Origin of the sequence: Pedobacter xixiisoli, assembly GCF_900215335.1 — a bacterium.
GTDB lineage: Bacteria > Bacteroidota > Bacteroidia > Sphingobacteriales > Sphingobacteriaceae > Pedobacter > Pedobacter xixiisoli.
Genome location: NZ_OCMT01000001.1, coordinates 1,446,058 through 1,467,130 on the forward strand (window position 1 = coordinate 1,446,058; position 21,073 = coordinate 1,467,130).

General features: G+C 38.6%; 14 protein-coding genes. 2 read left to right on the top strand and 12 right to left on the bottom strand.

Translation table 11 applies throughout. From position 1 onward, the window contains the following. Positions 1-270: 270 nt before the first annotated feature. Positions 271-1,080 carry an XAC2610-related protein gene (locus CRO54_RS05750; RefSeq protein ID WP_138765755.1) on the top strand — a complete coding sequence of 270 codons (810 nt, stop codon included), beginning with the start codon at positions 271-273 and terminating at the stop codon, positions 1,078-1,080. A gap of 84 nt (positions 1,081-1,164) precedes the next feature. After that, entirely contained in the window at positions 1,165-1,470 is a 306-nt protein-coding gene (locus CRO54_RS05755; protein WP_144371946.1) for a hypothetical protein, read from the top strand. A gap of 86 nt (positions 1,471-1,556) precedes the next feature. Here the strand turns inward: CRO54_RS05755 and CRO54_RS05760 are convergent, their stop codons facing one another. From CRO54_RS05760 to CRO54_RS05815, 12 genes are all read right to left on the bottom strand, one after another. Next, positions 1,557-1,823, bottom strand: a complete 267-nt coding sequence (locus CRO54_RS05760) for a hypothetical protein (protein ID WP_097129673.1) — start codon at positions 1,821-1,823, stop codon at positions 1,557-1,559. A 60-nt stretch (positions 1,824-1,883) separates the two neighbouring features. Then, positions 1,884-4,058 (bottom strand): IPT/TIG domain-containing protein, encoded by a 2,175-nt coding sequence (locus tag CRO54_RS05765; RefSeq protein ID WP_097129676.1) that lies wholly within the window; start codon positions 4,056-4,058, stop codon positions 1,884-1,886. A 28-nt stretch (positions 4,059-4,086) separates the two neighbouring features. Continuing rightward, entirely contained in the window at positions 4,087-7,344 is a 3,258-nt protein-coding gene (locus CRO54_RS05770) for a TonB-dependent receptor (RefSeq protein ID WP_097129679.1), read from the bottom strand. A gap of 32 nt (positions 7,345-7,376) precedes the next feature. Then, positions 7,377-8,384, bottom strand: a complete 1,008-nt coding sequence (locus tag CRO54_RS05775) for a fasciclin domain-containing protein (protein WP_097129681.1) — start codon at positions 8,382-8,384, stop codon at positions 7,377-7,379. Position 8,385: 1 nt separating this feature from the next. Next, the gene (locus tag CRO54_RS05780) at positions 8,386-9,717 is read right to left on the bottom strand and encodes a fasciclin domain-containing protein (protein ID WP_097129684.1); all 1,332 of its coding nucleotides are present in this window, start codon (positions 9,715-9,717) and stop codon (positions 8,386-8,388) included. A 4-nt stretch (positions 9,718-9,721) separates the two neighbouring features. Beyond that, a complete protein-coding gene (locus tag CRO54_RS05785; protein ID WP_171047829.1) occupies positions 9,722-10,759 on the bottom strand; it encodes a fasciclin domain-containing protein in 1,038 nt (345 codons plus the stop codon). A gap of 37 nt (positions 10,760-10,796) precedes the next feature. After that, a complete protein-coding gene (locus CRO54_RS05790; RefSeq protein WP_097129690.1) occupies positions 10,797-12,029 on the bottom strand; it encodes a hypothetical protein in 1,233 nt (410 codons plus the stop codon). Continuing rightward, positions 12,029-13,759 carry a DUF4397 domain-containing protein gene (locus CRO54_RS05795; protein WP_138765757.1) on the bottom strand — a complete coding sequence of 577 codons (1,731 nt, stop codon included), beginning with the start codon at positions 13,757-13,759 and terminating at the stop codon, positions 12,029-12,031. Before CRO54_RS05795 ends, CRO54_RS05790 begins: the two co-directional genes overlap by 1 nt. Continuing rightward, positions 13,759-17,319: a TonB-dependent receptor gene (locus CRO54_RS05800; protein WP_240775026.1), complete on the bottom strand. Its 3,561-nt coding sequence runs from the start codon at positions 17,317-17,319 to the stop codon at positions 13,759-13,761. Before CRO54_RS05800 ends, CRO54_RS05795 begins: the two co-directional genes overlap by 1 nt. A gap of 141 nt (positions 17,320-17,460) precedes the next feature. After that, entirely contained in the window at positions 17,461-18,510 is a 1,050-nt protein-coding gene (locus tag CRO54_RS05805) for a FecR family protein (RefSeq protein WP_097129699.1), read from the bottom strand. Positions 18,511-18,576: 66 nt separating this feature from the next. Then, a complete protein-coding gene (locus CRO54_RS05810) occupies positions 18,577-19,170 on the bottom strand; it encodes an RNA polymerase sigma-70 factor (protein ID WP_097129701.1) in 594 nt (197 codons plus the stop codon). Positions 19,171-19,411: 241 nt separating this feature from the next. After that, positions 19,412-21,070: an SWIM zinc finger family protein gene (locus CRO54_RS05815; RefSeq protein WP_097129703.1), complete on the bottom strand. Its 1,659-nt coding sequence runs from the start codon at positions 21,068-21,070 to the stop codon at positions 19,412-19,414. Positions 21,071-21,073 lie beyond the last annotated feature (3 nt).

The following is a 21,073-nucleotide window of genomic DNA, read 5'->3' on the forward strand; positions in this document are numbered from 1 at the left end:
ACTTAGGCTAAACTAACAATTAAATAAAACGCATTTGGATTGCTTTAGTATTCGTTAATACTTTACCGATATTCGCTCATTTATATTTATTATCTGCAACATCAAAATCTCTGATGACATCCCTCATCTGCATTTAGCTAAAGAATAGGCAACGAATAATTATAGCTATCCCACAGATAAAAGCTTAAACACAGCGAATAATAAAGTGGCTATTTTTTATTGAAAAAGAGAGGTATTTTAGATTGGTAATCACTTGTAAACTCGATTCGCATGAAATGTAAATACCTTGTTTTTCTAGCGTTTTTAATGCCAATGGCAACCATTGCCCAAATGAAGTTAAAATCTGTTGGCACTGCTAAGCCCATTGAACTTACCTTGGGCTGGCAAGACAGAAAAGCTGCTTTTGTTTGGTACAAAGGACAAAAAGAACCCATTTCTTTAAAATTCAAATCTTTAGATATAGATAGCTCTGACAGGGAAAGCGGTCAACCGAACTTCAATTCTTATAAGTTTACCGAAATGTACCAAGGCAAAGCAACTGGTGAGTATGGTTTTACCGAATGGCCCAGAAACGTTGACGATATTTATTACATCCGTTACAGAGATGGAAAGAAGTTTAAGTTTGAATTGGTTGAAGATGAGGAACCTTATGATGGTAAGAGCATGGCATTCCTACATCAAGTACAGTTTCATTACTATTCATTTTTTAAAGATAGCTTGACGATAGTTTATCCAAATGGCAGTCGGTCTAAGCTGCTTCTAAATGAACTTGACGAAGGTAAAAGTAGACGAATGGACATTAAGGATTATAACTTTGATGGCATAAGCGATATTTCTTTCGACATTACCAGTGCTGATGGTTTAAATGTGGCCTACGATATTTTCATTTATAACAGTACTACCAAAAAATTTGAGAAATTAAAGGAACCTGCTAATGTTGGTTGTGGAAATATGGTTAATTTGAAAATCAATAATCAGCGTAAAGAGCTCATTACAATGTGCAAATCTGGCCCACGATGGAAGAGTTTTACTTATAAATTTAACCAATCAGGTAAACTTGTATTAGTTAGAAAAGAGTAAATCCAGTTGCTCAATTGGGTTTCACTTAATCCTGTAGTGAGCAAACAGCTATGCTCACCAGATATCATCAAACTAAATCAACTAATGAAGCAACATCCTTTATACATCCAGATTTTAATTAGACTAGCATTTTTAATTGTGCCTTTGCTCGGTCTGTATCTATTAATGGTATTTACTTACGATCCTCATAAATTATGTGACGGCGACTATCATCGTCATACGATGGGCCCAGTTGGCTATGTGCTTATGGGTGGTTTTATCTGCGTGATTTGGTTTATCGCCATGATTATTGAAATTATTTGGAGGTATTTTAATAGCGATAAGAAAGTGCTTTCCCTGCTTATTTTCCTATTGGCGATAGGGTTTCTAGCGGTGATGTTCTTTATTTAAGCTTTAGCTTACAAAAAAGCTCCCTCTAAAATAGAAGGAGCTTCGCCATTTTTATAAACACCAGAAGAATTGGTGAAGTTTACCACTCATGAAGTTTCTTCGGTAGTAAACCTTTCCCTCCGCTTCCTATTCCTTAACTCGATAGCTACTTGCGTACGTATCGAAGCTTGTATTTCATTGTAGGTAGCTGCAGTAAGTTGTGCCAAACGAAGCACCTGAATCGTCTCATCATAAGCACGTTGCAGATCATCTAAAACAGTTTTCCAATGCGAAGCTTGTTCATTTCCGTTAGAAAGGTGTAACAAACCTTCAATCAGCTTTTTGTGTGTCGTCTTATCTATTCCTACCGCCAATTTTTTTTAAGATTAAATCGTTATCGTCAACCAAATGCTGACGATAACGATTGTTAGATTTTATTTTAAGAATATCTTCCTTACGGCTTTATTCTGTGCATCCAAAATATAGATATTGCCATCTTTGTCTACAGCAATATCGTTCATAGAGCTAATTTTTGCAGTCGCGAAATCACCGTCGGCATATCCAGATCTTAACTTAACCAAGGTGGAAACTGTTCTGCTTTGAATATCGATTTGTCTGATAGCGTAGTTGTACATATCTCCTGCCACTAGCTTTCCATTACCGTACAACGCCAAACCACCAGCAATGCCATTAAATCTAGCTTGGTTTCCCAACCCATCAAAATAGCCCCCATCAGGACTGCCAATCCAACCGCCTAGGGTACCACCGCCCGCAGCAATACGTGAAATCGCATTATTGCTATCTGTTCCAGAATCTACGTAATAAACATTTCCGGCGGCATCTGCTACTGGGCGTGCCATAGGCCAAAGCGGACCTGTAACCTTTGAAAAACCTCCTGCAGTATTTACCTTGTTCATACCTGCAAATGAGCTATTGATGTTTACGTATAAATTACCACTGTTGTCTAATGCCATTAATCCTGGAGAAAAACCTGAAGCATATATCGTATTTTGTCCAGAGGGAGTGATTTTACGGATATGATTACGCCCGATATCAGCAACATAAATATTATTCTGTGGGTCGATGACGATGCCAAAAGGGGTATCAAAAGCCACATCTGATCCATTAACTTGTAAAACACTTACCACTCCACTTGGCGTGATTTTTTTTACTACCTTATTAGATCTATCTGTGATATAAACATTACCATCGCTATCTATGGCAATTCCACCTGCGAATGAACCAAATGTATTACTATTTGGTCCGCCAGCCAAAGTGGTTACCCCTGCCCTTTTGAATCCTTGTGGTGCCAAAGCTTCCTCGCTACCTACTACCACCTTTAGTTCACCTGTGGTTAATCCAGTCGGTGCATCTAAGGTTAAAGTATTTTCGGATGCTGTTTTAACCGTGGCCAACACATTGTTAAAATAAACCCTGTTATTACTTGCGGTAGCACTAAATCCAGAACCCTTGATGGTTACAGTAGTTCCTGCCAAACCATTATCTGGACTTACCGAAGTAATTCCCAAGGTTTGATCCTTAAACTGTGGTCCTTGTACGGCTTGATCATTCACCACAACGCGTATTGCCCCCGTACCTGTGCCACCAGGTATTACCAATTTAAGTTGACCTGCAGTAGCCGATTGAATGGGCACCAATACATTGTTGATGTAGACCTGATTTTCGTCTAATACCGTACTAAAAAGTGTACCAGAAATGGTCATATCTGAACCCCTTGGACCGCTTAACGGCGTCACAACCTCAATAGATGGTGCTCCAACAACATTAAAAACTGGTCCGGTAATTTTCTGTCCGTTAATGGTTACCGATAGTGGACCTGTGCTAACGCCATCTGGGGCCAATACCACTAAACGGCTATCAGTTGCTTCTACTACTGTTGCTGATTTTCCATTAAAATCTACAATGTTTCCTGCTACCAAATTCTCGAAGCCAACACCGTTGATGGTTACCTTCGTATTTTTACCACCTGTTAATGGTTTAATGCTACTTACAGCCTGATAAATAAAGTTCTGCCCAGTAGATTCTTTGCCATTTACTTTTACCGTGATTGGACCAAATCCGGCATCAGCAGGTACTTCAGCCACAATGATATTGTCCGATACGCTTACTACCAATGCGGGCTTACCATTGATAAGTACCGTTACTGGATCTTTAATACTACTGAATCCCTCACCTGTAATCCTAATCTGCGAACCAGCTGGCCCATTGGCAGGGAAAACCGTCTTTATGCTCAGCTCTTGGTAAGTATATTGTCCTACTTCAAAGCTCTGTTCTTCATATTTAAGCGAAAGCAAACCAGTACTCCCTCCAGCGGGCATGCGCATGACTAAAGTATTGGATGTTGCGCTAATCACTTCTACAGCCTTGCCAGAAACAGTCGCCGAATATTTATCAATTGCAGTTCCAAAGCCTTCGCCCTCTACCGTAACCAACGTACCTGCGTTACCACTGTTAGGATAATAGCTGTTAATTTTAAACGCCACTGTAGGTGCCTCGGTTTTATCCTTTTTACAAGCACCAATGAATAGCAGAAGAAGTAGCATGATAGCCACGCCAATTTTCCTTATATGTTGAATGACCATATTCATTTCAATTTTTTATGATTTAATTAAGAAATTAAAAACTATACCTTAAGCCCAATTGCATTTGGGTTCTCGATCCAAAATAATCAATACTGTAAGGCTGTCCTGGATTTGAAAACGTGAAAACCGGGTAGTTACCTGCATTTTGTTGTGGTGGAAATAATGTTGGTGTTAAGCCTACACTACTGGTAGAATTGAATGTATTTGGTGAAAAATACTGTATTCCCCAGTTTTTATGAATCAAGTTGGCCACATTCATTACATCCAATGTAAAACTTAGCGTTTGAGAACCTTTGTTATTCACAAATAACTCATGGGCAATGTGTAAATCGGTCTGGATATTCCAAGGTGTACGACCTTTGTTACGCTCCGTAAACATTCCTCTTCTACTACTCAAATACTCTTTTCCATCAATAAATTGGTTAAACGCCGTAGCTTGTTGAGCAGCCGTTTGACCTGCAGCATCTTTAAAGTAACGTACGGCCTCATCACGTAGTGGAATATAAGCTAAGCTCACCTGTTGTGGCAAACCTTGCGTACTACCATTTACGATACCGTAGCTAAAAGGACTGCCAGATTGAGCACTAAAAAATAAACTGATATTGGTTTTCCCAGCTCTTTTCCAATCGTAATTATAGCTGATACTTGAAACAATGCGGTGTCGAATATCAAAATTACTATAACTTAAGGCTGGGTTATTAGGTACTAAAGCTTGGTTCAACTGCCAGTTACTTTCCATAGAGTTACGTACACCATTACTCAAATCTTTAGATTGTCCATAAGTGTAAGAGGTACTCACATTTAATGCTTTTATAAAAGTTCTAGCAACAGTACCTATTAAACTGTAACGATAGCCTTCTTTGGTATTGCTTAATAAGTAGATATTCGAAAACCTCGCATCTACCGTACCGCTATATACAGGTTGTTGTTTTTCCTTGTCATAACCATAATAAAGAGGATTGTCTTTGGTATTCAGTTGTTGAAATAGCACATCTTTTAAACTTTTGGTGTACATCCCTTCCAATGTGAATTTCCATTGGTTATCGGTTTCGTAATCAATACCTAAGCTACCACGCAATACTTGTGGCATGGTAAATCCATTATCCACCAAATCTATTTGTGTACGACCACTGTTTGGATTGTTGACGATAGTTCCATTCTGTTCTATAAAGCCAGCAATTCCGTTAGGATTTGGTCTTACCGGATCCGTTCCTGGAATAAAAGCTTGTTGATCTGCTCTTTGGTCAATTGCTCCAAAACTATTACCTGTATTGTAATAGGCATAGGCTAGCCAAGCAAAAGGAATACGTCCAGTGAACATACCTACACCACCCCTAAGTATCAATTTTTGATTACCTAGCGCATCGTACCTGAAACCTAAACGTGGCGACAATTGCACCTTGTTTAAGAACTTATTGTTGATACGGTTTAGTGGTGTATAGCTGTAAGTATTGCTAAAATTAGGATCATCTAAAATGTCGCTAACTTTATCACTCAGGGTTGGCATAGTAGGCAAGTGAACCAAATCTGCCCTAAGCCCTGGAGTAATGCGTAATTTATCACTTACCCTGATTTCATCTTGTACATATAAACTATACATGTTTACATTAAAATCTGCGGCAGGATTAGCTAACAAATAATCCCTACTGTTATTGGTGTAATTGTAACTTCCTCTTACTCTGTAAGGATTATTATTGGTAAAATCTTCAATGCTTTGATAGTCTACACGACCATTCCACGCATTTACAAAGCCGTACTTAATGTTGTATAGCTCATTATGCGTACCAATTAAAAATTTGTGACGACCTTTGGTATAGTTCAAATTTGCTGTAAATTCCCAAGTCTGTTGTTTCATATCGAAAATACTTGCTTCACGATCTGTACCCAAATAAATGGTAGTTCCAGGCGTACGCCCCATAATTTGTACCTGTGGTAAAGTTGGATCACTCAACGGATCTCTACTATCATTTACATTGGTAAAACCTACCACCAAATTACCAGAAAGTTGATTGCTAAAACGGCTTTTCAGCTCTGCTACCGTACTGCTCTGGTTATTTTCTTGTTGAAATGCCATACTACTGAAACGGAAATCCTGTTGATCACGATCCATGTGCGTAGCCTTACTGAAAATGGTATTATTTCTAATCGCTAATTGGTGTTTATCACTGATATTCCAATCCAAACGATTAAAGAATTTTTGAGATTTGCTCCAGTTGGTATAAACACCAGCAGTGCCTGCGTCAAAAATATTTCCATATCTGTTTTTTACCGTGTTCGCTATAGACTGAGCATCAGCTACGCTAAAAATGTGGTTAGTTTCTTGAGTTCCCGCCAATAGTTGTGTAGGGTCTTGGCGGTTGGTTATTTCTTCGTTGCTAAAAAAGAACAGCTTGTTTTTGATGATTGGAAAACCAATACGAAAGCCGGCTTGGTAATCCTGAAAATCGCTGTTCATTTTACCTAAGCTACCAATGCGATCACTACCTGTTAAAGCTGCGTTTCGGCCAAATCCATAAACAGAACCACTTATTTTATTAGTACCACTACGGGTTACTGCATTCACAGATCCACCAGTAAAGTTACCAATCTTGACATCGAAAGGAGCTAAATAAACCTGCATGTCTTCAATTGCATCTAACGAAACCGGATTGGTTCTTGTGCTACTTCCATTCATCCCAGAAGTACCTGTTTGTCCTCCTAAAGATGGACTAAAACCAATCGCATCGTTATTTACAGCACCATCGATAGTTACGTTATTGTAACGAAAGTTAGTACCGCCAAAGCTATTATCGCGACTACCTTGAGGTGTTAAACGGGTAACATCGGTAATACTTCTATTAATTGTAGGCATATTTTTGACCTGCTCGGCACTGATGTTTTTACCCGTACCATAACTATCTGCCTTATTTTTTGGACCTGCTTTACCGGCAACAACCACAGTTGCCAAGGTTTGTGCATTTTCCTGTAGCACAAAATCCAATCGCTGGCTACCACCTAAACGCACATCTATGTTTTCACGTACTTCACTTTTCATTCCTGTTAGTGAAGCCGTTACAGTATAACCCGCACCAATACGCAGGTTGTTTAAAAAGTAACGACCATCAACATCGGCAGCAACACCATAACGTGTACCCGTTGGTGTATGGACAGCGACTACACTTGCACCTGGAACCACCTCTCCTTTAGCATCTTTAACCTGTCCAGTTAAAGCACCACTGGTTTCTTGGGCCATGCTATGAAATGACACTAAAGCAAGTGCACAAAACATAACCATTGCATATATTTTCTTCATTTTCTAGTTTTAATTATTTACGCATCAACTATTTATTGGGTCATGCGCAAAACGCCATCAATAATATGTAATACACCGTTGCCGGCCAGTAAATCCTGTTTACTCAATTTTACATCGGCAGTATTTCCAATTCCCCTTAATGTAATTCCGCTGAAACTTCCAGGTGCGTTGCTATCTGGCACTAATTTCATCGTCACAGAATTTCCGTCGAGCATGGCCTGTCTACTGCTGTTGGATGTTCCTGTACTTAAAATGTAGTCGTAAACAAACCTCCTATCTCTTAAGATGTGATAATTGACTAAACGCTTTAGTTCTTCTACATCTGTGTTAGTTACCTGTTCGATGGTTTGATAGCCAAAAGCTTGCATTGCTGTATTATTTGGAGCGAAAATGGTGTAAGGTCCAGCACCGTTAATGGTTTCCAATACGCCAGAAGTTTTTAATGCCTGTGTAAAAAGTGTGGCGCTAGCTTCCGCAGCAATCGCATCGCCTAATAAATCGTGTACATAAGGTGTAAGTACACGGTTAAGTACTTGTATCAGGCCATTTGATGCAGGAATATTTTGTGATACTACTCTTGAACCGTTCAAGGTGAGTACCGTATCCTGACCTTTTATCCAATGAGTGGCATACAATTTTCCACCACGAGAACGTAACTCCTGATTGAATAAAAACGGTAGTTTATTTAACTCATACTTACCATCGAGGGTATGATAGTTAGCGATGCCAGAAATGGTAGATGGATTAGCCGTTAATACCGCCACAGCATTGTTGTAGCCTGCCAAAGTAAAGGCTGCATCAGAAGGCACCAGCGTTGTGTAAGGACCATTGCCTTCTTGTAACTTTTTATCTAAACCACTAAGCCTTAAAGCCGCACTAAAAGCCGATAAATTAAAGTTATCAGCAATGACCAAATTGATTTTGTTATTATCATAATCGCTGAGTTTATTTTCGTCTTTTCTACAGGATACCCCTAGTGCAGCCATCAGCAGTAAAGCAAAAAGTTTATTTTTTTGATTGATTTTGATTCGCTGTGCCATATTATTTAAGTTTAAAACCTTTGGGAAAAAGTAGATGATCAACTACGTGGATGGGGCCATTAAGGGTATTGATGTCGCCTTCAATAACATTTGCTGCAGGATATTCAGATCCTTTTACTTTTAGTTGAACAGCATTTCCATTTTTAGTAAAATCCAGTGGCATTTTAAAGGCATATTCTATGGTTGGGTTACCACCAGCACTTACTAGATAATCGTTTAAGGAAGAACTAAGGACATTGCTGTAGAATACGGTGGCATTGCTAATAGCTCTATCGCCTCCCTGAGTTGCTGGCCTCAACATCCTACCAAAATCACGATGAAAATTAAAAACCGTGTCTAAAGGAAATCCGCCCACCACCGTAAACAGGTTCTCATCAAAGCGAATACCATCCAAACTGCGTTCATTAAAACTAATCACATCGGCCACGCTCATAAAACCTGCCTTATGAAAAGCTTCATCAGTAGGCGCAAATAAAGTAGATATCACAATGTTTGGACCACCTAAAGCATTTTCGTTGATCGTCCAGTTGTTTTTATAATAATTACGTTCGTAAGCGTATTGCACGATTTCATCAGGCGATGGTTTATAGCCGAACAAAGGTTCCATATCCGTGGCGATCTTATCGATAAAAAGATCATCGCCCATTCGCTGCGCCTCCAGAAACATGGTAAACCTACCATCAGCCTCTAAAGCCTCTAATATTGTTTTGGTAGGTATTTCTATCGCTTTCTCTATGACGTATATGCCGCCATTTGTAGCTGGCTGATAGTTCAGTTTCCCTACATTTTTGCCATTGATAAGTAATTGATCTTCTCTAACAATCATATAGTTACGATAGTGATAGGGATCTGCCCTTTGACCATTACCAAGGCCGCCTTCATAAAATGGTAGAAATAGCTGAGGATTCACCAGCATACTCTTCACCATAAAATTGTCGGTTCGCGTTTTTAATTCCTCCGGTGCAACTGGGCCTAAAGTGATGTAAAACTTCATCAAATCGGCTAATTCAGCTACAGATTTTTGGCCGATTTGACTTGCACCTAAACCAGCAGCCTGCATTGCAGCATCATTAGGAACAAACACCGTAAAAATTTGCTTACTAGTGGTTGCATTAAGGACATCCTTAATATTACTTTTTTGCCAAGCACTGTAAAATAACTTTGCTGGTGAAGCCGCTAGCAATTCTTCTACGGTTTGTGTGGCATCACTTTGAAAGGGAATTTTTGCACCTTCTGGCTCTGGCAGAAACTCGGTTTTACTACATGCACCCAAAAGGAAGATGGCAAATAGCGAAATTGCTAATGCAATATATCTTGATTTATTAATCTTCATGATTTTATTGTTTAATTGCTTGTGCAGGAGAAAGCAGTGCGGTTACCATGTGATGCACTATTCCATTACTGCATAAATTGTCATTTTTAGCAACGATGTCGCCAGTCCCACTTGTGATTACTGGATCAAATCCCCCCTTACCAGCACGTATAGAAACCCAATAGGCAAGTTTAAAAGTTGGATAGGCCTTTGAAGCCGAGAATGTCATATAATAACTGTCGTTATTCAGTATGTACTCGAAATTGGAACTTGAATTAATTCTTGAAAATACCTGAGCGTCTGAAACGAAGAAGTGTCTATGGTGCATCAAATAAGTGCCAAATAATCGCTCTCCAACATATTTATTAATATCCATTGCTTCTATGGAGGCCGATGTAATGCCAATTTCCTCCAAAGCAGCATTACTTGGTGCAAAAACAGTGAAAGATCCCTGTCCTGCCAGTTGATTCCATAGACTAAACTTTTTTAAGCCTTGCACAAATACGCTGTATTCTGCACGTTCAGCAAGCCATTGCTGTATGTTCTTGGTAAAATTAGGCTTCATTACACTTCCAAGGAGATGTAAGGTACCATTGGCAACCTGCACATCCGTACGGGTAACCTCTGCTCCAGAAAAATAAGTTTCATTCTCTACCCCGCCATTGGGGTTAAAACTAGCTCTCGAAACGTAGAGGTCAGAACCTTCCAAAGTGGTGTAACGTACATCAATGCCGTTGCTAGGAATATCATCCACTCTTAACCGACGTGGCAAAATGTGGTATCCTATTACTTTTTTCAAGCTATCTTGGTTCATCTTATCAAAATCACTTGCACTATAAATACCCAAGGCATTAAAAGCTGCATCTGTTGGTGCCAATACGGTGAAAGGCCCTGCTGCGTTTAACTTTGAAAAGTAGTCTGTTTTTTGAAGTGCGGCACTAAACAGTCGCATTTCGTAGTTGTTCTTTACAAAATCACCGGCTGGTCTCACATTTTCATTTGGAGCAGCCACCGTTAAGTCGTCATGCTTGCAGGCAGCAAGCAAAAGCATGCACAATGCCATCAGTATGTACTTATATTTTCTTATCGAGATCATCTTCTTAATAAATAGGTGCTGGATATTTTCTTTGAATGGTAGTGAGGTAAACGCGGCCATTTACCACCTCTATGGTATTTACAGTAGCAAAAGTGGCTGGGTTGTTTTTACCAGAATGGATATTTACCAATAAATTGGGCAAGAGGGCCCCGTTGTCGTTACTGGTTAAGCCCACCTGTCCATTAAACAAACAATTTACCGAGACCCAATTACCACCGTTACTAATATTTCCTGCATAAAATGGATTGTTGGTGATATCCATTCCTGGAATGAAAAAGTCGAAACGCTGCCAGATATTTGTTGCAATACCATTGGCATCTTTAGCTGCCCACAATGGAAAACTTGCATATGGACTCACTACCGGAGTTTCCGTATTACGCTTAACGTTAGCCAAGTATTTCCCCTTAAAACCTGGGATTGTAGGACTATTATGATCCAGATTTGTCTGACTTTCGTATAGTGATAAGAATACATTCATCTCATCCTTCATCCCTCCCTGAAAACTTCTTAATCTCCAATTCTCTGGTTTAAGTGATGCATCTGCTTCCCAAAAACCTTTTGAGCTCATATTATAGAAGTTTACGTAAGCAAGCGAGTCGGACAGGGGTAGTTTATGAAAATTCTCCTGACGCAATAAAACCCCTGTTTTTTTGGTTACGAAATCTTTTTGCAAAAGATGTAAGGTATACACCTCCTTGGTAGTAAGATCAATTGTAGTATCGATCAGGATATCCTTCTTTAAATGATTTTCTAACTGAAAAAATGGAATGGTATTTTTTGGACGGTAGGCAAACATAATGCGTACTCTTCCAGAAGGAACCTGTGCCCAGCTGCTCAAATCAAAACCATTTAATATGGGACCAACCAATACATTTTCCTTACCAGGATATTCTGGATTGTTTACCGAAGTACTGGTTCCAATATGCGATGGATATGGTGGTGCATAAGCCTCACGCTGATCTAAAAAATCACCTGTAATTTCTGCTCCTGTAGGTACTCCATTAGCATCAACAACGGGATTGATGAACATGCAGAGAAATGGGACTTTATCATCTTTGCTACCAAGCGTTTGCACATAATTAAGGTTATTAAACACACGCAGATACGCTGGATCATCTATCTTACTATATTCTACTTTAACACAGCCAGAAGCAAATAGCAAAAAGCTTAGTGCTAAAAGCCATGCGCTAAAACTAAAGCTTAGCTCATTTCTTTGGTATAATCTTTCGTTTTTCATTATTTGTTATGTTTAACAATGATCATTTTAGCTTGGGTTGCTAGCGAAGTTGCAGCTGTTTTGCCAATCAAAGCAATGGTATAGATACCTGCTTCCTGTACTGGGATTTTTCTCGAAGCTTGTGTGTAAAGCTCTTTTTTAGCGATGAAGTCGTCATTTTTAAGCTTATTGATGTCATTAGCCCAAATACCTGGCACCACATTAGGTTTAGAGCGGTAAACCATCAAATCAAATGCAGGTTGATTATAACTTCCACTAGCAAAAGGTCTTTCAAATAATGGAACACCAGGTTGCATATTTACGCCTACCGCCGAATTGCCAGCTCCTACCGGCTGTCCATTGTTTGACGTGAAGGTGATGTATGGATTATCACCAGAGAAATTCAGGAATCTTTTAAAGAAGAAAAATTTCTGTTGAGTTCTGGCGAATGTTGCATCATCTTGGTTGGTATTTTGAGAAGAAATAGCACCACTTAAATCGTTAGCAACGATCAACAATTTTGCCGCTCCAGAAGGATCTTGATAAAGCCAAGCAGTGTAGTTTTGCGCCGGACGCAATGTTTGTTGTGCGCTTGCAATTACTTTCCCTTTGGCATCTAAAGCTTCTACAGTGTGGTTTCCATGTACAAAATTCGCGTACTCACTTACATTACCGAAATCTAAGTTGTTGGCAATAACTTTTCCATTTGAACGAAAACTTATCTGCTGTGCATCCCAAGCATTGGCACCATGTATCCTAAAATAGGTATTGTTAGCTGGTACACTATTGTCGTTAATGATTTGAAACGAATTCTGATAAGTATCTGAGGTTTCGCCAATTTCATTGATTAAATAATTGTAACGCTGTGGGGCAACAAGAATGGTGTAAATGCCTCCAGGTTGGTACGTTTGAATAGGCGCATAAGTAAGCGCTGTAGAATTCATCAAGTTGTTGGGAATGGTAGATGTAGGTGGATCAATTAGCGTAAACTCATAAAGCTCGCTACCCAAAGCCGGCATTTGTCTGCCATTTTGCATCAAGATTTTAAACTGGTAAGTTCCATAAGGTATTTCTATGTATTCGGAACTTTGTTTAGCCGAACTAATGTTGTTCGTTTGCGGATCAACCAACGTTCCATCTGCAAAAGCCAAAGAAACACTTCCCGTTAAGTCTTCCAAAAGACCGCTGGCATTATTTCCCTTATTTTTAATTTCACCCGACAGGTTTACGATCCTGATTTTGAAATGATCTGGTTTTGATGGTGCAGCCACTCCTCTCTTAATAGGAACTACCTCTGGCTGCCCGGTCATAAACACGCTTGGCATCAAGAAATAATCAGTTGGATTGCTGTAATCATTTTTCACTTCAACTTTAATATCAGGCAGTAAGGTTGGTTGATATAGCCTACTCATGAAATCGAATTTTGCGCTTCCCTGTGCATCAAATAAATCTTGAGGGACATTCCAAGTTTTGCCCAATCTCCCATCTATAGGAAAATAAGAGGTACCTGGAAATTTATAGCTATCTGGTCCAATATTATTTCGTACCACAAAATTTGTCAAGCTATCGCCATTGGCTATTACTTGGTTAAAACCACCGAGGTTGATGATACGAGCCGTAGAATTGGCTCTATTATCGGTCAACACCCTGTTATCCAAAATATGATCTACCTTGTCTTTTTTACAGGCTTGCCCCATAAAAAGTAAGGTTAAACAAAGTAGACTAAGCAATTTATAGGTTATCTTCTTCATTAGTTTAACAGGTTATAGGTAAAGCCTAACATAATTTCGGCACCACGATTAAAGCTTCGGTTAATGTATTCGTTACCATACCATTTACCCCCAGTTTGCGGGTTAGCGTAAACAGTTTTGATTGCTGGATTCAGTAAATTTTTCGCGTAGCCTTTAAACTTGATGTTTTTGCTCAAACGTTGGCTAAACACAAAATCTAAAACAGGTACGGGCATGGTGTACAGATCAGGTTCGCCGGTAAGGTTAATTTGCACTAAACGTTCACCTACCACATTAAAAGTCATGGTAAAATCAGAACCTGATTTTTGATTATCGTAGTTTAAATAAGCGTTAATAGAATAGGGAGCTTGCTCAAACAGCGGACTATTTTTTGGCGTATAACGATCTAGGGAACGTATAGCCTCATAACGTTGTGGTGTTTTCTTGATTTCACTTTGTGCTAATAATAAGTTAGAACCGAAATAGAAGTTTTTCAATGGATCCCACATGGCACCTAAGTTTTTCACTACCTCTAACTCAATTCCCCAAACCTTACCAATATTAGGATCATTTTGGAATTGTATGGTTGGAAACTCTGGATAAGTGGCAGCTAAACCTGCCGTTTGCAAACTAAATACCTTTACCAATTGATTTTCTATTTGCTTCCCAAAAGCAGAAATAGCCAATACTTCGCCTTTTGCTGGAAACCATTCCCATCTAAAATCTAAGTTTTGGGTAAATTGATTTTTAAGGTTTGGATTACCTACCACTAAGCCCATTTGAAAGGCATCAAATTCGAATACATTGGTAATCTCCCTTAATTCTGGTCTTGCCAAAGTAGTATTGTAGGCCGCACGAAAATTCATGTTCTGATTAAGCGTATACGTTGCATTTACAGAGTAGAAAGGCTTGTATCCCGTTTTGTACACTGAATTAGGATTAATTGGGTTTAACGGGATCTGACTTCCACCTGCTGTTAGTGAAGGATCTAGAAACACATCTGCAGTATCTACCGCAGAACCTATATTGGTCATTTCAAAACGTACACCGCCCGCTACACGCAATTTCTCGGAGAGCTTCAAATCAACCATACCGTAAAAAGCATTGGTTTCGAAATAACCTTTGTAGTTATTTGGCGATTTCTGGCTATTGTACAAGAATCCACCAACTGGCATCATCCCTTCTCCCTGGTTTGCCGAAGGAAGCTTGACACCTATAAATTCGCTGCTTACTAAACGGTTAAGGTTACCTTCTGCATCGTATAACGGCACTGCCTTATTTGTTGTAAAATTAGAGCCTGGCAGAAAAAGCTGATTTTCTGCGAATGAACGGTCTCTGAACAAGTAATTCACCCCTGTTTTAAAGGTTTGCGTTTGCCCCAATAACTTAAAAGGAATGTTTAAATCTGCTTTGTAGTTATAGTTTTGCTCATCAAGGTTACGCCATCTACGTCCATTGGGCTCGGCCTGTATAATCCCAAAGGGACCAAATCCGTTAACATAGCCAGACGTTAGTGCATACAAATGCTTGCTATAAGTGGGTGTACTACCTGTACCACCAGCACCAACTACAGGTCTGTTGTACCAACCTCCGTTTCTTGGCATATAATCAGCCAAGCTAGAGAAGCGGAAATCTGGATCATTTTGTGTTGAGTTAGAACTAGCTACATTATAGCTTAAACGTGGCGACAATTCTTTATCAAAAAACTTATGCTCGCCCTGTAGATTAAAGGTATTAAGTGTGCGGAAAGTTTGTTTTAGTGAATTAGTAGTGGTTAAAACATCGCCTGGCAAACCAGTGTATTCGTAACGTCCCGAGAGATTGGTTGCCTTACTCTCTCCGCCCCAGCTGCCCAAATACTGCATACTGATCTCGTTACGGTTATTAAAGCGATAGGTTAAACCTGCCAAAGTACCGTAGTTAAGTGTTTCTACGCCTGTGTTCTCTTTATAGGTTTGATATTTACCCATATACAAACTATTTGGCGTAATGTAATTTGGAATATTACGGAAGCTGTATACATCTGGATTTCCAGTCACTACACCTTGGTAAATACTATATTGGGTCAAATCACCTCCATTGATATCTGTAATTCGTCTATAATAATTCCCTCCCAATATCAAGCCTAGCTTGTGCTTTTTAAACACATCAAAACTATTTCCGTAAGTAGCAGAGTACAATTGGTTAAGTGGTGCTTTTCTAAATTGAGTGGTCATTACGGGATCAAAAGACTGCATGATACCGTTGATACGACTTACCTCTTGATAGGCATTAGGACTATAATTGCTATTGGCAACCATTTGTTGTATAGCACTTAAGCCGCCTGGGTATTGCTTCGATAGATTTTTGAAATCTTCACTTAAATTCTTCTGGTTAATTTTATTTCCAAAAGCACCCATATCGCTGTTCCAAAAACTATTGTACTGGCCATTCATGCCCACATTAGAGTTGAGCCCCGTTTGAGCAATAATTTCAAAAGTTTCCTTTTCAGGAACAGACTTGGTTTTCAGTTCCACAATACCTGCTGCTGCATCTGCTGGCTTATCGGGAGTTACTGTTTTATAGATCGTGATGTTATCCAATAATGAAGCAGGCACTAAATCTAGCGGAATTGTACTTCTATCTGGATCTGAAGAAGCCAAACGAACTCCGTTCAATTGTCCAATTACACTTCTGTCTCCCAAACCACGGATAGCCACATATTTATCGTCGGTAACAGTTACGCCAGAAACACGCTGTAAAGCCTGTGTAGTAGTGATACTTCCTGTTCTTTCAATCAGTTGCGAAGAAATAGCGTCCTGTATAATAGAGGCATTTTTCCGTTCATCCAATACAGCAATATCTGTATTTGCTTTTCTACGAGCCTGCACTACCACCTCTCCCAATGTGGTAGAAGAAGCAGTTAATGCAATAGTCAGATTTTTGGTATTGGCATCAACTTTAATTTCTCTGGTTTCGTAACCGATGTAAGAAATAACCAAGGTAGCGCCTCCTTCTGGTATGGTTAACCTGAATTTACCATCAGTATCTGTAGAAGCAGCAACATTAGCTCCTTTTATTCTTACACCAACACCGATTAAAGTTTCTTTGGTTTTGGCATCTATTACTGTACCGTTAATTACAATAGGCACTGGTTTTTTGGTGATTACCACGTAACCTTCTACTACTTTATATTGCAAGTTGGTATGCGACAAAACTAATTTCAGTGCATCTGCCACGGTAATTTCGGCGTCAACATTGACTTTTTTAGAACTATTATCTAGCAGCGCAACTTGAGCATTAATTTGAACTTTGCTTTGCTTTTCTATGGTGGCCAAACTAGTACCTAAAGTTGCGTTATCTAACTTTAGCTTAATTTTTTGATTGAGATTTTGACCTAGTGCACTATTAGCCAAAAGTACTCCCACACAGGCAAGTTTGATAGCTATCAGAAGAAACGAGCACTTCATATAGAAATAAATTTTATCTGTAGACAGATGGTCTTTAAGCACCCGACTATATTTCTTTCGCATATTTGGGGCAAGTGCAAGCAACTGCCTTACATATCGAGAAGAAATATGCAGGTGTAATAATTTTTGCATATTTTTGATCGTTATGGGTTTTCGCCATTGGCGGATATCTATTACTTATCTTGGGGCTGATGCGTCTTCGAAAACAACCAACCTTAGGATATTCCCGTCCTCCTCTCAAGGGAGGGCGTTTTTTATTTCATAGTCGAGATATTACATAGTCGTCCTTTCCTTGTTTTTAATAATGATTTCCTTACCATTGATTTGATATTGAAAATCACCGGCTACACTTAAAATATTCATGATTTTTGCAATAGAAATGTTGGTAGTTAAATTCACCTTCACCAATCTATTTGCCAAGGTTTTGCTATTTATTTTGATATCTACATTATACCATCGTTTCAAAATTTCAGCAATATCTTCCAACTTGGTTTCATTGAAGAAGAGCCTTCCCTCTTTCCAACCTAACACATCAGCAACTGCTACACTGTTTAAAGTTTTCTTGTTAAGATGTTCGTCCCAGGTTACTGTTTCGCCTGGCAATAACATTGCAATTGGTTCAATTCTATTATCTACGTGACGGTCTACTCGTACTTTCCCCGTACTTACCAAAACAGATATCGGCTTACCTGCAAAAGCATCAATTTTAAAAGAAGTACCTAAAACTTGCGTGCTTACATTTCCAGTTCTGATAATAAATGGTTTGTGAGGATTCTTGGTTACTTCAAAAAATGCCTCGCCTTCTAGCTCTACCTCTCTGGTTTTACCTGAGAAATTTTTAACGAAACGTAACTTACTCATGGCGCCTAAATAAACTGTCGAACTATCTGGCAACACAATCTTACTTCTCTGTCCTTGCGGATTTAGTTTTTCTTCAAAAGCAATTGCTTGGGGTAGTTCGTCATTTTTTTGAGCGTTATTTAATTGCCATAAGCTTAACCCTACAACTCCGATTATTAACACCGCAGCATAACGCCAAAATGTATTACGTTGGTAAAAAGGTTTTATCACCTCCGTGGGAGTTTTGGCCGCGTCATCAAAAATGCGTTGTTCTAGCTTTTGTTTCCAGCGTAGCTTTTGGGAAAGTGGTGCGTTATTAGTTTCTGGCGTAATTTTATCTACCCATTCTTCATCCCATATTTGGTTAAAGATTTGCTGGGCATCAGTGCGCTGGAGTATATCTTTTACTGATTTTATTTCCTGCAGGCTACAATTGCCAGCTAGGTATTTCTTAATCAGTATTTTTTCTTCTTCTGAATTCATTATTGTTGTCCTTCATTTTAAAAGACAGCGATAACAAAGCGATAGGGTGAGTGGAAATGAAAAAAATTAAAAAAATAAATACAGGAACAGAACAAGTGTCATATCTACGTGTTCTCTCATGTTTTCTCTAAGGAATTTTAGAGACATCAACATTTGGGTTTTGATGGTGTTGATGGATAAATTCATATTTTCGGCAATTTGCGGATAAGTCATCTGCTCTTCTCTACTTAACCTAAATATTTTTTGACGTTGCGGACTTAACTGCTCCAACTTTTGATGGTACAGTTTCTCCAATTCCTTAAAAGCGATTTCTTGCGAAACGGTTTCAGAAGAAAGCTGAGTCATTTCAGGAAGTTCATCAATAGTAACCGTAGCCATTTGCTTTTTCTTGATATAATTGAAGAGTACATTTTTCATGGCACCAAATAGATAGTGCTTTACTTCTCCTTGTATCTCGATGGTATTTCGCTTTCTCCAAATGTTATGCATCATATCCATGGTTAGCTCTTCAGCAGCTTCCATATTTTTCACATAATTGAGAGAAAATTTATACAAGGGTTCAAAATATCTATCAAAAAGTTGATTGAATGCCCTAAGGTTATCTTGGCTGCACTCTAGCATCAAACATTTATCAGAAAGCTTTGTATAATCCTTGGCCATTTTGCTATAAATACTACAATGCCAAAAGTATCCTTACAAAACCTACTTTAAATTACGCCAATATTAACTTATGGTAAAGTTGAAAATAGATTTACCAAAAATTTTGATCAAAAAAAATCATTTACTCATATAAAGAATAGTTTTAGGGATAAGAATTATTAAAAACCAAAGAAATATCACTTGTCGAAACCTAACTAAAAGATAGAGGTTAGATTAAAATATCAATACTAACCACTATTTATCAATTTGCTGCAACGCTAATCTTATTATTTTGCAACATCATTCTGGTTGCCAAAATATGCTCGCAAGGTCCTTTCTTAAGTTTATTACTCTGAAAAAATGAACATTCGCAAGCGCCATCTATTAGACGCTGATCTTTATCAATCAAAGCTAGCGTACTTAAAGTCTCATTTTTTGTTTTCACTTTACCTTTAATCTCTAGTACATCGTTAGCTATTCTAGTAACGATTTTTACCTGATCTTGGACGATAAAATCGTTAGCTAGCTTTTCTTGTTCGCTACCAAAACGTAAAGCAGCAAAATCAAGCGGTTCTTGATTCAGTTCTCTCACTCGATAAACGCCATTTTTCAAATCATAAATCACTCGCCCAGCTTGTGTGAACGCAGTTAATGCCGATGATACTACTGCAGAACTTAATCCAGATTTATTTGCAATTTCATCTGTAGTTGCAAACCAAGTTTCTTTCAAAGTATTAAAAACTTGTTGCTTGGTTAATAAATCTACATGACCACGAGGTGCCATTAAGTCAAAGTTTCCTGCTCGGCTCCAATCATTATTTGTCCAGCCCGATAAACCAAGCGTAAAAGTCATATCACCTAAATCAGCCATAAAAAACGAAGGTAAACCAGAACCTAGCAATACCACTTTAAAGCTTTTTGTAATTGGAATTAAGCGTTCCAAAATCATCAATCTCCTCCTACCCCAAATTCTAATTGTTTTTTCTTCTGAACCTGTATAAATAGATCGATGAAAAGTCAAGGTTTCATACCAAGGCTCTACTACCAAACGCACTGGCTTATCTGGTTCCAAAATGAAACGCAATGCTCTCGGACCATTGGTTTCCTTAAAGCGACGTAAATACTGGCAAAGGCTAAAAACGTCCATCGGATGTAATTCGAAAGTAGTTGCAGGCAAAGTCATTGCCGCACTTACTTGTAAAAAACCACGTACCCAAGAATCTGGCAAATCTATTTTTACTTCTTTGTAAACCTCTTCATTGGTGGTTTTAGTTTCAAATCCAGAGGGATCAATTTTAAATGAAGTATCCTTGTAACCTCTTATTTTTTGAAATTCACCATACAACTCTGCAGAATAATCTATATTGGTTGTACCACACTTAAAATCACTTATTTCTGTAAACACGTTATAATTACAGCTCAATTTACCATAAGATGATTCATCTTGGCTAAAGCATTCGAAAAAAAGCTCGTCTGGATGAATAGTAATTACAGGATCTAGTACAATCCACGCATCACGATCATTTTTATATAAATAATCGAAGTATTTACTTTTTGCTCTGTTAAATGGCCCAAGTACTCTATCTTTCTCTTGATAGATAGACTTCAGATCTTTTCTAATTTCGTCAATACGATTTCTTACCTGGTCAATCTGAAAGTTGGCCATATATTCGCCAAGCCAAAGTTTTTCCTGTTCTTCTGCCCAAGCCTTATACTCGGTTTTATCCTTTGGTTGGTAACGTAAATCAGAAACAACCACATCATGCAAGGCTGAAATGGCTTCTCTAAAAGCGATTTTTTTATTTAGTTTTCCAACAAAAAATGTGGGTTCACGCAGCGCATCTGGTGCAAAATTCATTGCCGTTTCGTTTGCATCATTACTGATGGAGGTATCTCCACTGTATTTATAATTGAATAACATGCG

Excerpts from the sequence above, each read along its gene's own strand:
- CRO54_RS05775 (WP_097129681.1), bottom strand. The coding sequence starts at position 8,384 with ATGGCACAGCGAATCAAAATCAATCAAAAAAATAAACTTTTTGCTTTA.
- CRO54_RS05790 (WP_097129690.1), bottom strand. The coding sequence starts at position 12,029 with ATGAAAAACGAAAGATTATACCAAAGAAATGAGCTAAGCTTTAGTTTT.
- CRO54_RS05765 (WP_097129676.1), bottom strand. The coding sequence starts at position 4,058 with ATGAATATGGTCATTCAACATATAAGGAAAATTGGCGTGGCTATCATG.
- CRO54_RS05815 (WP_097129703.1), bottom strand. The coding sequence starts at position 21,070 with ATGTTATTCAATTATAAATACAGTGGAGATACCTCCATCAGTAATGAT.
- CRO54_RS05800 (WP_240775026.1), bottom strand. The coding sequence starts at position 17,319 with ATGCAAAAATTATTACACCTGCATATTTCTTCTCGATATGTAAGGCAG.
- CRO54_RS05785 (WP_171047829.1), bottom strand. The coding sequence starts at position 10,759 with ATGGCATTGTGCATGCTTTTGCTTGCTGCCTGCAAGCATGACGACTTA.
- CRO54_RS05795 (WP_138765757.1), bottom strand. The coding sequence starts at position 13,759 with ATGAAGAAGATAACCTATAAATTGCTTAGTCTACTTTGTTTAACCTTA.
- CRO54_RS05750 (WP_138765755.1), top strand. The coding sequence starts at position 271 with ATGAAATGTAAATACCTTGTTTTTCTAGCGTTTTTAATGCCAATGGCA.
- CRO54_RS05810 (WP_097129701.1), bottom strand. The coding sequence starts at position 19,170 with ATGGCCAAGGATTATACAAAGCTTTCTGATAAATGTTTGATGCTAGAG.
- CRO54_RS05770 (WP_097129679.1), bottom strand. The coding sequence starts at position 7,344 with ATGAAGAAAATATATGCAATGGTTATGTTTTGTGCACTTGCTTTAGTG.
- CRO54_RS05780 (WP_097129684.1), bottom strand. The coding sequence starts at position 9,717 with ATGAAGATTAATAAATCAAGATATATTGCATTAGCAATTTCGCTATTT.
- CRO54_RS05805 (WP_097129699.1), bottom strand. The coding sequence starts at position 18,510 with ATGAATTCAGAAGAAGAAAAAATACTGATTAAGAAATACCTAGCTGGC.
- CRO54_RS05755 (WP_144371946.1), top strand. The coding sequence starts at position 1,165 with ATGAAGCAACATCCTTTATACATCCAGATTTTAATTAGACTAGCATTT.